Genomic DNA, 13,717 nt, shown 5'->3' on the forward strand with positions numbered 1-13,717 from the left:
ATGACCCCGGTTTATCGCTTACTACACACACTTCTTTATTTTTAAAATGTATTTTTTGGTTAAGCTATCTCTATTTTTTACCGCCGACAAGGATTCTTGGTATTCTAAGTGTTGGTTGACCGTCTGCAACCGGTACACCCTGTGACTCTTTACCGCATGTGCCTATGCCGTAACCTATATCACTGCCTACCCTGTCTATCTCGCCAAGCACTTTCGGACCATTACCAAGCATCGTTGCACCTTCTACAGGAGGCCCTATCTTACCATGTTCTATGATATGTGCTTCCGTAATCTCAAAAACAAAATCACCTGTTGCCGTATTAACCTCTCCGCCCCCCATTTTAAAAACGAGCAGTCCATTATCAACCTCCGCTATGATCTCATCGGGATTATCTTTCCCGCTAAGGATAAGGGTATTTGTCATTCTCGGTATAGGCGGATATCTGAATGATTCTCTCCTGCCGTTTGATGTCGGCTGTGAATGCTGTTCCATGGCGTGTTTGAGATCAAAGAGATAGCCTTTTAAAATCCCCTCCTCTATAACGACATTGCGTTTTGCTTTTGTACCTTCATCATCGTAGTTAAACGATCCCCTCATGCCGGGAATGGTTGGATCATCGACCACATTTATGGTGCTTGCTGCTACCTGCTGGCCCAGTTTTCCTGTGTAAACGGACAGTCCTCTGTATACAAGATCAGCTTCAAGCCCGTGCCCCACGGCTTCATGGATCATCGTTCCTCCTGCCTCGCTTGATAAAACAACCGTCATTTGTCCACCCGGTATTGATATGCTATTAGACATCTTTACAGCCCTGTTAGCTGCTGTTTTTGCCGTTCGGATGTGTGCATCATTATCAAATAGCTCCATGCCGATGGAACCACCGAGAGACTCATAACCCGTATATAGCCTGCCGTCCGTTTGAAGTATTGTATTCACACTTATAGTCGTTCTAATCTGTTCGTCTTCTACAGATGCGTCTTCTGTCGAAAAAACCGCAATCTTTCTTACACTATCGATATACCCTGACTGAACCTGTATTATTTGATCGCTTACTTTATATGCTTCTCTCTGTGCCGCCATAAGGATACCGGCCTTCCTGCTCATGCTTGCACCAGGCGGGGTTTGGATCACGTTAGTTGCAGCCCTGATAAGACCTGGTAAAACGATACGCTTGTGTGCAATATTGGTTATCATGTATTCCGACAGCGTGCTTAAAAGTGTTCTGATGCCCTCCTCTGTTGTAGTGGTTGTTGATGCGTAATACACGGTGTTATTGTAAAACAATCTTAATCCAACGCCGGAGTCTATGCCAGATATCGCCTTGTCCACCTTTTTCGATTCGCCCCTGATGTTTGTAAAAGTTGTCTCTTCAAAAAATAGTTCTGCAAATCCAGCTCCGCCTTTGAGTGCATCCTCAAGTATATTATCGATATTTATCCCTTTATAATTCATAAGTCCCGTCCTTTGAATTGGTTAATTTAATATCTTCAAGATAATGCTTTATCTCACCTATAAGGTATATCGAGCCTGTAACTATTACTAAACCGTCATCAGGAGTATATCTTACAGCTGCATCATACGCTTTATAAGATGAAATAACAATTGCCGACTCAATGCCTTTTACATGATTATTTAGCTCAACAGGTGCCAATGAGCGCTCTCCCTGGTATGCTGTAAAGATATAATAATCTGCAACCTCAGAAAGCATGTCCAACATCTGGCGCCACTCCTTATCGCGTGATACCCCGAACAATACGGTTATACGCTTATTATTATAAAACCTTTTCACTGTCTCTATAAGTGTCTTAATACCTGCAGGATTATGTGCAACATCCATTATTACAACAGGCTTTTCTCTAATCTTTTCAAACCTGCCCTGCCATACTGTATTGATAAGCCCTCTTTTTATTTCTTCGTCTGAAATTCCGGTCCCTAACCTTTCAAGAAGGATTACGGTTTGTATCGCAGCAGACGCATTGCTCATTTGATGTGTACCTGTAAGTGATAACTTTACATTATGTACGGTCCTTAAGATACTTCTAAACTCCATACCAGACTCATTTTCATCATAAAAGAAATCCTTATCGATGGCGTATAAAAGGCCGCCTTTGTTTTTACTTGTTGTTTCCAGTATATCCCTCGATACAATAGTTTTATCTGTCGTAACAAAAGGTTTCCCGGTTCTTATTATCCCCGCCTTCTCATAAGCTATCTCTTCAAGTGTAGTCCCAAGATATCTCTGGTGATCCATCGCAATATTTGTTATTACTGATATGTCGGGTTCTGTTGCATTTGTAGCATCAAATCTGCCGCCCATACCGACTTCAAGCACTGCCATGTCAATACGTTGTTCGCTAAAGTATTTTAATGCAACGGCTGTCAGGAACTCAAAGTACGTTGTATCCGAAAGCCCTGAATGTTGATCTATAATATTAAAAAGCTGCCCTGATATACTTTCAATATCCTCATCTCCTATTGCATTGAAGTTTACCCTTATGCGTTCGTTCATCATCATAAGATGCGGTGATGTGTATAAACCAGTTTTATGACCCGCTGCTCTGAGGATTGATTCTATCATTGCGCATGTTGAACCTTTTCCATTTGTCCCGCCGACAATGATAATTCCGTAATCCTTTTCAGGATGTCCCATATATGAAAGTATTGCAGATATACGTTCAAGTCCCGGCTTTATCCCGTATTTTTCAAGAAGTTGAATGCGTTTCTTTATTTCCATACTGGTAAATATAAAACTTATTTTGTAAAATAATCAAAGCATTTATACAAATTCCCCCGCTCTGTTATCCCGCGATTGATGCGTGGGACTTTATAGCCCTAAAACTCCTTTAGCAAACTGATCGATAAACACAAATAATGATGGACACGGGATGGTTTGATCCACCTCTTAATCTAAAAGGGGGATGGAGAACAGATCCTTGTTTCTCTCTATATTGCGTGTCAGGCAAGAGTTGTGGGTAATGATTAGATGGGCTTTGTTTTTCATAAATATCCCTCTCTTTTCTCCAGTATCCGCGACATAAATACGGATAACGTTGCCCTACAAGTGAATCTTACAGTCATTATGCCATCACTGATCTCTTGACAGGTGCACTTTAAATGAGTGATCCCTGTCTCTCCTTTATCAAAGGCAGACTATAATATCCATCTCTGAAGCTGTATCTTTCGGTTAGATTTTTACATGACAAGATGATACCCTCCATGGTTAGATTTTACATGACTCGATTCGAAGTCTTGAGTATTTCGTAGAATGAGTCTATAACGAATCAGTTAACCCGTCATCGAATACAGACCTTTCAGGGGATTTGGGTTATGAAGTTCAGTAAAATCGCAAAAACGGAATTCTTCTGCATCACCCCTCTTAGAGTAAGAGGGGGTGGGGGCGTTACGGTATAGCTCATGGCACGCAAGGTAAAGACTGATAAAAAGCAGAACAGCAACGGCGCAACACTTGGGTTTGAAGAAAAACTGTGGCAGGCCGCAGACAAGATGCGCAACAACATGGACGCAGCCGAGTACAAACACGTTGTTCTTGGCCTTATCTTTCTGAAATATATATCAGACGCCTTCGAGGAACTTCGCGCAAAACTTGATGCAGATAAAAAGAGTGGAGCAGATCCAGAAGACCGTGATGAATACATGGCTGCGAATATCTTCTGGGTACCCAAAAAAGCCCGCTGGGCATACCTTCAGGCCAATGCAAAACAACCCAGCATAGGCAAGCTCATTGATGATGCCATGTTTGCTATCGAGAGCGACAACAAGGTATTGAAAGGTGTGCTGCCGAAGACCTATGCACGCCAGGAACTCGACAAGAAGCGGCTCGGCGAGCTGATAGACCTTATCGGTACTATAGGCATGGGCGACAAAGAGAACCGTTCAAAAGACATTCTCGGCCGTGTTTATGAATATTTTCTTTCCGAGTTTGCCAGTGCAGAGGGTAAAAAAGGCGGCCAGTTCTATACGCCGCGATGTGTAGTCCAGACGCTTGTCGAGATGCTTGCGCCGTATAAAGGCCGCGTATATGACCCGTGCTGCGGCTCAGGAGGCATGTTTGTCCAGAGCGAAAAGTTCATTGAACAGCATGGCGGAAAGGTCGGGGATATCAGCGTTTATGGACAGGAGTCCAATCCCACGACATGGCGGCTTGCAAAGATGAACCTTGCCATACGGGGTATTGACGCAAACCTTGGACAGGAGAATGCAGACAGCTTCCATCGCGACCTCCATCCCGATTTGAAGGCAGATTACGTACTCGCCAATCCGCATTTTAATGATAGCGACTGGGGAGGTGCGCGTTTGCGTGAAGACAAGCGCTGGAAATACGGCATACCTCCTGTTGGTAATGCTAACTTCGCATGGGTACAGCATTTTATCTACCATTTAAGCCCGACCGGTATTGCCGGGTACGTACTTGCAAACGGCAGTATGTCCAGCAACACGAGCGGCGAGGGAGAGATTCGTAAAAATATGATAGAGGCCGATCTGGTTGATTGCATGGTTGCCCTGCCGGGTCAGCTTTTCTACTCTACACAGATACCGGTATGCCTGTGGTTTGTAGCACGTGATAAGAGAAACAACCGGTTCCGTGACAGACGCGGGCATGTACTTTTTATTGATGCCCGTAATCTTGGCACCATGATCGACCGTGTGCATAGAGAGCTTACAGAAGAAGACATCCATAAAATTACTGACACCTATCACGCGTGGCGAGGAGACCTTAAGCAGAAATATAAAGACATTCCGGGCTTCTGCAAATCAGCCACCCTTGATAAAATCCGTAGTCACGGACACATTCTCACCCCGGGACGGTACGTCGGAGCAGAGGAAATCGAGGATGACGGCGAGCCATTCGATGAAAAAATGACCCGACTCACCAAACAGCTCGAACAACAATTATCAGAAAGTGCAAAACTCGAAGAGCAGATTCGGAAAAATTTGAAAGGGTTGGGATATGGGTTATAGAAAAGGGTGGTCACTGCCCGCACAATTCAGATACGGCGCTACCCGCATGACAATTATTTCACGCACCATCACCGCTGCCCTACAAAACAGCCTTCCCAGCATTAAAGATCTGGAAAAGGAGCATGGGTATGGCGAGTAAAAGAGTAATGATTCGGATAGGTGATATAGGAAGAGTTGTAACTGGTAAGACACCACCGACAGCTGATACTGAAAATTATGGTGGCAAGCTACCTTTTATTACCCCATCCGATATGGATGGCAATAAATATATATATCGAACCGCGCGTACTATAAGCGAAAAGGGAGCTAAACCTCTAAAGAATTTGCACGTACCACCAAAAACAGTTTTTGTTTCTTGTATCGGATCTGACATGGGTAAGGTTGGTATGACAAGAGTTGAATCGGTGACCAATCAGCAGATCAATTCTATTGTTGTAAAGAACGGAATAGACCCAGACTATATCTACTACAATCTTTACTCACGTAAAAATGAATTTCAGCGATTAGCGACAAGCGGCTCGGCACAACCTATACTTAATAAAGGTCATTTTTCGCAGCTGAAAATTATTCTACCGACTATTGCCGAGCAGCGTGCCATTGCTCGTGTCCTTGGCACGCTTGACGAAAAGATCGAACTGAACAAGAAAATGAACGAGATACTTGAGGCAATGGCAAGGGCAATATTCAAATCATGGTTCATTGATTTTGACCCCGTTCATGCCAAAGCCAAAGGCCGCGATCCCAAACTCCCCAAACAAATCACCGACTTATTTCCCGATAGCTTTGAACAATCCCAGCTTGGGGAAATTCCGAAGGGTTGGAGAGGAGAGACTCTTGGTAGTATCCTTGAGCTAGCTTATGGTAAAGGCCTCAGAGAACAAGACAGACGCTTGGGGTATATCCCTGTACACGGCTCCAATGGTCAAGTTGGCTGGCATGACAAAAAACTTGTTGACGGGCCAGGTATCATAGTTGGGCGTAAAGGTAACCCGGGGATTGTAACATGGTCTCACACAGACTTTTACCCTATTGATACTACATTCTACGTAGTACCTAAACAGAAAGAATTAAGTCTTTATTACTTATTCTATGCTCTTCAGTTACAAGATTTGCCTTCGCTAAATGCAGATTCCGCAGTGCCTGGACTAAACCGCCACCTCGCTTATATGAACTTGCAAGTTGTTCCAGAAAATAAAGTAGTAAAAATATTCGATGCATTTGTTATACCGGTTTATAAGAAAATATTTAAAAATGAACAAGAAATTAGCATTCTCGCCGCCATCCGCGACACTCTTTTGCCAAAGCTATTGTCGGGTGAGATAAGGATAAAGGATACGGAGAAATTTGCGGAGGCAACTATATGACTGATCAGTTATTTTCAATAGAGAATCTTTACAGTTTTTTACAAGATCGTGAACAAGGGATGTTTCAAGAAATTGAGGAAATGCAAGCGGATAGATTACTCAACACTAAAGTTGACGATTTATATGATTATTTTGAACAAAGGTATAAAATTGACATTCCAAGTTTGAAAGAAAATGAAATCGCTACCGATCAAGAAGAAGCGAATGTAGACATTAGTCGCGATCCTTATCGTAGAATAGTTGCCCCAGGAAGCCCATTCTACATTAAAGGAACAGCATTGAAATTTTTTGTTCCTTTTGAAGGTGATCCGGAATTGTTAAAATACAAGCCGTCTACTTTTACCTACAATTCTCCGCTCTGTACGATTAAACAAAATGAAATCGTATTTACTTATACGCGAACGGATCATAACGCTGAAGCAGTAAAAGCGGAATTTACACGCCACTTATCTGTTGTCCGTCAAAACCTTAAATCAGTAATAAATGATGCTGGGGCGTTTAACAATTCGATACGAACAAAAGCACAAAATAGGATAGAGATACGCCGACAGAAGTTACTTAATGATCAGGGATTGGCAGCTTCCTTAGGTTTTCCTCTCAGACGAAGAGATAATGCGCCACAGACATTTGCTGTTCCAACGGTTCGTAAAAAAATTCAAATACCTGTACCTTCAAGCAGCACCCCTTTAGCTCCAGAACCAACACTTGATATGAAAGAATATGAGAACATACTATCAATCATTTCTAATATGGTTAAGGTAATAGAAAGAAGTCCAAACTCTTTTAAAACAATACGTGAAGAAGATCTAAGACAACACTTCTTGGTGCAGCTAAATGGCCAATATGAAGGACAAGCTACTGGTGAAACCTTTAATTCTCAAGGCAAGACGGATATATTGATAAGGCATGAGGACAAAAATATTTTCATTGCCGAATGTAAATTCTGGTATGGTCAGGAATCTTTAACAAAAGCAATAGATCAACTACTGGGCTATATCACATGGCGTGATACCAAAACGGCTTTATTGATATTCAACAGGAACAAAAACTTTTCATCGGTTTTATCTAAGATTCCCGAAGTCATAAAAGCTCATCCAAATTATAAGGAGGCATTATCGTATAGTTCTGCATCTGGTTTTAGATACATTCTACATCACAAAGATGATAAATACCGCGACATCATATTAACTATACTTGCTTTCGAGGTGCCTGCATGAAAGAGACAGAGCTATTTGCAGAGAAAATGATATGAAAATCAGTCATCTATCAATAAGAAATTTCCGTTCCATAGAAGAACTCGATATAGAACTACCACAGATTTGTGCTCTTGTTGGTCCAAACAATGCTGGCAAAAGCAATATTCTTCTTGCTATTTATAAAGTTCTTGGCCATGAATGGGCGAATGTTAATTCGTTTGATGAGGACGATGTCTACCTAAGAAACAATGAAAGAGATATAACATTATCCTTAACTTTTGAGTCACCTCTTCCATATCAAAAATTCAAGAATTCAGAACCAACAAATATTCATGGCATTTCATTTTTCTATACGCGTTATAAAGTTGGAGAAAACAAAGGTCAAAGGAGATTAGAACAGCAATGTTTTGATGATAAAGGCAAAGTGGTAAATATATTAGCAAAAGCACCCCAAAAAGGTGAACAACACCAATACCAGCCACTTCTTGGAATACCATCAGAAGTAAAAGAAAGCATACCTCTTATATACATTGGGACAAATCGCTCTTTGAAGGAACAGTTACCCGCTGCAAAATATTCTCTGCTTCGACAGCTATTCGAAGATATAAATAAAGACTTCCACTCTTCAAGTCAAATAGCTCAAGTCACACAAGACGATGGCACATTTAAAAGCATCACCAAGTCTGAGAAGTTCTACAAGTTGTTAGAAGAAGCGATGGATTGTCTTAGAACAGATTCTTTTGTGGAACTGGAAACCGCGATAAAAAAGCACGCATTGCAACAACTTGGTTTTGATCCCGATGTTGATACCGATAAACTGGATTTCTACTTTGCCCCCTTTAATGCTATTGAGTTTTACAAATCTCTTGATCTTCGGGTTAAAGAAGGGAAATTTAATATAAGTGCAACAGAGTTAGGGGGTGGAATACAAAACGCTCTTGTCTTATCCATACTACAGGCCTTCGAAGAAAGGAGGAAAAGAGGAGCCATTTTTCTTATAGAGGAGCCAGAGATGTTTCTTCACCCTCAGATGCAGCGTACATTGAACAAAACACTGCGGCAAATCGGCGAAAATAATCAAATAATCTATACTACTCATTCTACTCATTTTGTTTTGATTCCTAACTATCATGAGATTCTACTTGTGCGTAAAGAAAGTAACGGTTCTTATGTTATTAAATCGAACCTTCCAAAAGATGAACATATGAAAGAAAAAATGATTAAAGAACTTGACCCAGAAAGAAACGAATTGTTCTTTGCATCGAGACTGTTACTTGTTGAAGGGGATACTGAGAAGCTCGCCCTACCTGAATATGCCAAGAGGCTTAATCTGGATTTAGACAGAGAAGGAGCGACAATTGTGGAGGTGGGGGGCAAACGGAATCTGCCCGAATTTGCTGACGTGGCCACCTCTTTTGGTATTCCAACAGGAATTCTTTATGATATTGATTCCTCAGATTTTGATAATAAAGAAGATGAGAAGAAATTTAACAAAGGTCTTGATGATAGAAACAATCCTTCAAAAAATATTCGTGTTTGGGCACTTGATAAGAAATATGAAGATCATTTAAAAAGAGCTCTCGGAGGAGATGGTAAGTATGCTGAAGTTTGTCAAAAGTATTCTCATACAGGTAAACCTACCAAAGCACGTCTTATAGCAATGGATATGGCATTGCCTATACCGGAACCAATAGAGGGTGTACTAACATGGCTTGCCAACAGAGAAGGTAAGAAGCAGAAATATAAAATATAAGGAGTCACTATAATGGCAGAAATAAACCTTACCCAATCTGAAGCCAACTTACTCATCTCGATGGAGAAGCATCGAGTGGATGAGACCAAATGGGAATATCCGGGGCTTGGTGGTGCCATTTGTATCCCACTAACCTCTGCAAATAAGAGAGAAAATTTCTTGCTTGATATGAGCCGTGGCCGAATTAATTTGTTAAAAGGTAAATATCAAAACCGTTCCCGGAATGTTATCGTTCTTGTACGTCTATGTTTTGGTGGCCCACCGCATCATAACCCAGATGGTCAAGATGTGATACCACCCCATTTGCACGTTTACCATGAAGGATTTGGTGATAAATGGGCTATAGAAGTTCCGCCAGATAAATTCGGTAACCCTGCTGATCTATGGCAGACATTGCATGATTTTATGGAATTTTGTAATATCGTAGAGCCACCAATTATTGAGAGAGGACTTTTTATATGATTGATGAAATTCAAAAGCTATTGGACGATTACGTAAATTGGCTAAAGGATAAAACAAAACTTCGTCAGTTGAAAGATATAGTCGAGATTACTACACCTTATCTCGACAGACACAATGATTATCTACAGATATATGCCAAACGTGACAATGGAGGATTCTTTCTTACCGATGACGGCTATATTATCACAGACTTGAAGCAGTCAGGCTGTGAGCTGGAAAGCAAAAAGCGAAAGGACCTGCTGACTATGACACTCAACGGCTTTGGCGTTAGATTGGATGGGGATGCATTAGTGGTACATGCTTCGCCGGACAATTTCGCTATGCAGAAACATAATTTAGTCCAGTCGATGTTAGCAGTTAACGATCTTTTTTACCTTGCAGAGCCTATCGTTGCCAGTCTTTTTCTGGAAGATGTTACTGCATGGCTTGACTTGAATGAGATCCGTTATACCCCAAAAGTAAAGTTTACAGGCAAGACAGGTTATGATCATTTGTTTGATTTTGTTATTCCAGCTTCAAGAAGACGCCCGGAACGTATCTTAAAAGCGATCAATTCACCTAATCGAGACACTGCCCAGGTTGTAGCTTTTTCCTGGATAGATACAAAAGAAGTCAGACCTGCAAATTCAAAAGCATACGCTGTTTTAAACGATATAGAACATGCTCCGTTGGTATCAGTACTGGACGCACTGAGAAACTATGATGTATACCCAGTGCTGTGGAGTAAGAGAGAAGAAATAAAAGAAGAGCTTGCCGCATAAAATGCAGATGAATAACCCAACCTCCGATTTAATTCCGCCGCACGGCGGGTATCGCAAGCTGAAAAGCTTTCAAATTTCACAGTTGGTGTATGAGGTCGTAAGGAAAACCCAATGAGTGCTGTTGCAGAATCCACGGTAGAGCAGGCTGCTCTGGATTGGTTCAGGGAACTTGGATATGGGATTAAATTTGGGCCAGAGATAGCAGCAGGGGAGTTGTTTGCAGAGCGCACAAGCTACAGCGAAGTCATCCTTGAAAACAGGCTCCACACTGCATTGCTAAACATCAATCCAAAAATCCCTTCTGAGGCTATTGAAGATGCCTTCCGAAAGATTTCCCGAATCGACTTTCCATCACCCGTGCAAGCCAATCATCTGTTTCATCAGATGCTGGTAAATGGCGTGGATGTAGAATATCGTGCAGACAATCGGGTGGTGCATGATATTGTTCGGCTTGTTGATTTTGAGAACCGGGATAATAATGATTGGTTGGTAGTCAATCAGTTTACCGTGATCGAAGGCCAAAGTAACCGACGCCCCGATATCATTCTTTTTCTCAACGGCCTGCCGCTTGTTGTGATCGAACTCAAAAATCCTGCCGACGAAAATGCCACGATCTGGACAGCGTTCAATCAGCTTCAGACCTACAAACAGCAGATCCCCTCTCTTTTTACTTTCAATGAGGTGCTTGTTGTGTCAGACGGACTTGAAGCGCGTTGTGGCTCTCTGACCGCTGATCATGAATGGTATCTGCCATGGCGTACGATCGAGGGGCAGAAACTTACCTCAGAGTCTGTTCCACAATTAGAAGTGCTTATCAAGGGAATGTTTGATCGTAACAGGTTCTTGCGCTTTCTCAGGCATTTTATCGTTTTTGAGGAAGAAAACAACGGATTGAGTAAAAAGCTGGCAGGCTATCATCAATACCATGCTGTTAATGTTGCAGTGCTGGAAACAATCAGGGCTTCTTACGAGCGTAGTTTACCCTTGTATATTCTGGAAGGCGAAGAAGCGAAGCAGGGCATTTACCAGACAATATCGGGCCACGGTGTTCAGGGTGACCATAAAATAGGGGTTGTATGGCATACCCAAGGATCAGGGAAAAGCCTGACCATGGCGTTTTACGCAGGACGGATTGTTCTTGAGCCCGCAATGAAAAACCCAACACTTGTAGTCATTACTGACAGAAATGACCTTGACGATCAGCTCTTTGGTACCTTCTCCAGGTGTCATGAACTCCTGCGACAGAAGCCTGCGCAGGTGGAGAGCCGCGCGCAGTTGCGTGAGCTGTTACAAGTTGCATCAGGCGGTATTGTCTTTACGACCGTTCAAAAGTTCTTGCCGGAACAAAAAGGCGACAACTTTCCCAAACTTTCAGACAGACATAATATTGTGGTTATTGCGGATGAGGCGCATAGGAGCCAGTATGATTTTATAGACGGGTTTGCGCGGCACATGCGGGATGCCCTGCCGAACGCCTCTTTTGTCGGGTTTACCGGAACACCGATAGAACTTACCGACAAAAACACACGAAATGTTTTTGGCGATTACATAAGCATTTACGACATTCAGCGGGCTGTGCAGGACGGTGCAACCGTGCCGATCTATTATGAGAGCAGACTCGCCAGGCTTGAATTGAAAGAATCAGAAAAGCCACGTCTTGATGAAGAGTTTGAGGAAATTACAGAACAGGAAGAAGAAGCATACAAAGAAAAACTAAAAACGAAATGGGCGCAGCTTGAGTCCGTAGTAGGTACGGACAAGCGCATTCGGCTTATAGCACAGGACATAGTAAACCACTTTGAAAACCGTCTCGATGCTATGGACGGGAAGGGAATGATTGTGTGCATGAGCCGCAGGATATGCATTGAGCTTTACAATGCCATCATCAAGCTTCGGCCTGGATGGCACAGTGATGAAGATGATAAGGGGTTCTTAAAGGTTGTCATGACCGGCTCTGCATCCGATCCGCTCGATTGGCAGCAGCATATAAGAACCAAGCCAAGGCGTGAAGCGATGGCCAATAACTTCAAAAAAGTAGATCATCCTTTCAAATTAGCCATTGTCCGGGATATGTGGCTGACAGGGTTTGATGCCCCAAGTCTGCACACGATGTATGTGGACAAACCTATGCGTGGTCACAGCCTGATGCAAGCCATTGCAAGGGTCAACCGGGTATTCAGAGACAAACCCGGAGGGCTAGTTGTGGATTATCTCGGACTTGCAGATTATCTTCGTAAGGCGCTTGCCAACTATACAGAGAGCGGGGGTACAGGAAGAACAGCCATTAATCAAGAAGAGTCAGTTGCCGTGATGATGGAAAAATATGAAGTTTGCTGTGATTTGTTCCACGGCTTTGACTGGACGCTCTGGACAACGGGTTCTCCGATTGAGCGTATCCGCCTGCTGCCTATGGCGCAGGAGCATATTCTGGAACAGGAAGACGGGAAGACCAGACTATTAAAAGCTGTAACAGAACTATCTCAGGCTTTTGCCTTGTCTGTTCCGCATAATAAGGCAATAGCTATCAGGGACGATGTGGCTTTCTTTCAGGCAGTTAGATCCGCGCTGAGCAAGTCAGGTGCACCAAGTCCTAAAGCAGAGGAAACGCTGGAGCATGCCATCAGACAACTTGTTTCCAAGGCTATAGCATCGGATCAAGTCGTTGATATATTTGCAGCGGCAGGGCTCAAAAAACCAGACATTTCAATTCTATCCGATGACTTTCTGGCAGAAGTGCGTGGCATGCCCCAGAAAAACCTTGCTGTCGAACTTCTCCGCAAGCTTCTGAATGACGAGATCAAGTCACGAGCGCTGAAAAACCTCGTACAGTCCCGCTCATTTGCAGAGATGCTTGAACGCTCCATACGCGCGTATCGGAATAGGGCCATTGAAAGCGCTCAAGTGATTGAAGAGCTGATTGTTATTGCGAAAGAAATGAGGAAAGCAAACCTCAGAGGTGAGAAACTCAATCTTTCTGATGATGAGGTCGCATTCTACGATGCTCTGGAAACCAATGATAGCGCAGTAAAAGTCCTCGGTGACGAGACACTGAGAATCATCGCACAGGAGCTTGTTAAAGCAGTGCATAACAGCGTTACCCGAATCGAGTCATGTAAAATCTAACCATGGAGGGTATCATCTTGTCATGTAAAAATCTAACCGAAAGATACAGCTTCAGAGATGGATATTATAGTCTGCCT

General features: G+C 42.7%; 9 protein-coding genes. 7 read left to right on the forward strand and 2 right to left on the reverse strand.

Annotated elements, in window-relative coordinates; all coding sequences use genetic code 11:
• Positions 1-70: 70 nt before the first annotated feature.
• A complete protein-coding gene (locus M1381_04690) occupies positions 71-1,453 on the reverse strand; it encodes a TldD/PmbA family protein (GenBank protein MCL4478384.1) in 1,383 nt (460 codons plus the stop codon).
• A complete protein-coding gene (locus tag M1381_04695) occupies positions 1,443-2,735 on the reverse strand; it encodes a bifunctional folylpolyglutamate synthase/dihydrofolate synthase (protein ID MCL4478385.1) in 1,293 nt (430 codons plus the stop codon). The genes M1381_04690 and M1381_04695 overlap by 11 nt, the downstream gene beginning before the upstream one ends.
• A gap of 680 nt (positions 2,736-3,415) precedes the next feature.
• Here M1381_04695 and M1381_04700 point away from each other — a divergent pair.
• From M1381_04700 to M1381_04730, 7 genes are all read left to right on the forward strand, one after another.
• Positions 3,416-4,981: a type I restriction-modification system subunit M gene (locus M1381_04700; GenBank protein ID MCL4478386.1), complete on the forward strand. Its 1,566-nt coding sequence runs from the start codon at positions 3,416-3,418 to the stop codon at positions 4,979-4,981.
• A gap of 128 nt (positions 4,982-5,109) precedes the next feature.
• Entirely contained in the window at positions 5,110-6,345 is a 1,236-nt protein-coding gene (locus M1381_04705) for a restriction endonuclease subunit S (protein MCL4478387.1), read from the forward strand.
• The gene (locus M1381_04710; GenBank protein MCL4478388.1) at positions 6,342-7,562 is read left to right on the forward strand and encodes a hypothetical protein; all 1,221 of its coding nucleotides are present in this window, start codon (positions 6,342-6,344) and stop codon (positions 7,560-7,562) included. The genes M1381_04705 and M1381_04710 overlap by 4 nt, the downstream gene beginning before the upstream one ends.
• 31 nt (positions 7,563-7,593) lie before the next feature.
• Positions 7,594-9,294, forward strand: a complete 1,701-nt coding sequence (locus M1381_04715; GenBank protein MCL4478389.1) for an AAA family ATPase — start codon at positions 7,594-7,596, stop codon at positions 9,292-9,294.
• Between the two features lie 12 nt (positions 9,295-9,306).
• Entirely contained in the window at positions 9,307-9,756 is a 450-nt protein-coding gene (locus M1381_04720; protein MCL4478390.1) for a hypothetical protein, read from the forward strand.
• Positions 9,753-10,517 carry a DUF1829 domain-containing protein gene (locus tag M1381_04725; protein ID MCL4478391.1) on the forward strand — a complete coding sequence of 255 codons (765 nt, stop codon included), beginning with the start codon at positions 9,753-9,755 and terminating at the stop codon, positions 10,515-10,517. The genes M1381_04720 and M1381_04725 overlap by 4 nt, the downstream gene beginning before the upstream one ends.
• Positions 10,518-10,628: 111 nt before the next feature.
• On the forward strand, positions 10,629-13,640 hold the full coding sequence (locus tag M1381_04730; GenBank protein MCL4478392.1) for a type I restriction endonuclease subunit R: 3,012 nt from the start codon (positions 10,629-10,631) through the stop codon (positions 13,638-13,640).
• Positions 13,641-13,717 lie beyond the last annotated feature (77 nt).

The organism is Deltaproteobacteria bacterium, assembly GCA_023382265.1.
Lineage (GTDB): Bacteria > JAMCPX01 > JAMCPX01 > JAMCPX01 > JAMCPX01 > JAMCPX01.

What these genes read in the sequence shown, in the direction of transcription:
- M1381_04690 (MCL4478384.1), bottom strand. Translation starts at nt 1,453, where the DNA reads ATGAATTATAAAGGGATAAATATCGATAATATACTTGAGGATGCACTC.
- M1381_04695 (MCL4478385.1), bottom strand. Translation starts at nt 2,735, where the DNA reads ATGGAAATAAAGAAACGCATTCAACTTCTTGAAAAATACGGGATAAAG.
- M1381_04700 (MCL4478386.1), top strand. Translation starts at nt 3,416, where the DNA reads ATGGCACGCAAGGTAAAGACTGATAAAAAGCAGAACAGCAACGGCGCA.
- M1381_04705 (MCL4478387.1), top strand. Translation starts at nt 5,110, where the DNA reads ATGGCGAGTAAAAGAGTAATGATTCGGATAGGTGATATAGGAAGAGTT.
- M1381_04710 (MCL4478388.1), top strand. Translation starts at nt 6,342, where the DNA reads ATGACTGATCAGTTATTTTCAATAGAGAATCTTTACAGTTTTTTACAA.
- M1381_04715 (MCL4478389.1), top strand. Translation starts at nt 7,594, where the DNA reads ATGAAAATCAGTCATCTATCAATAAGAAATTTCCGTTCCATAGAAGAA.
- M1381_04720 (MCL4478390.1), top strand. Translation starts at nt 9,307, where the DNA reads ATGGCAGAAATAAACCTTACCCAATCTGAAGCCAACTTACTCATCTCG.
- M1381_04725 (MCL4478391.1), top strand. Translation starts at nt 9,753, where the DNA reads ATGATTGATGAAATTCAAAAGCTATTGGACGATTACGTAAATTGGCTA.
- M1381_04730 (MCL4478392.1), top strand. Translation starts at nt 10,629, where the DNA reads ATGAGTGCTGTTGCAGAATCCACGGTAGAGCAGGCTGCTCTGGATTGG.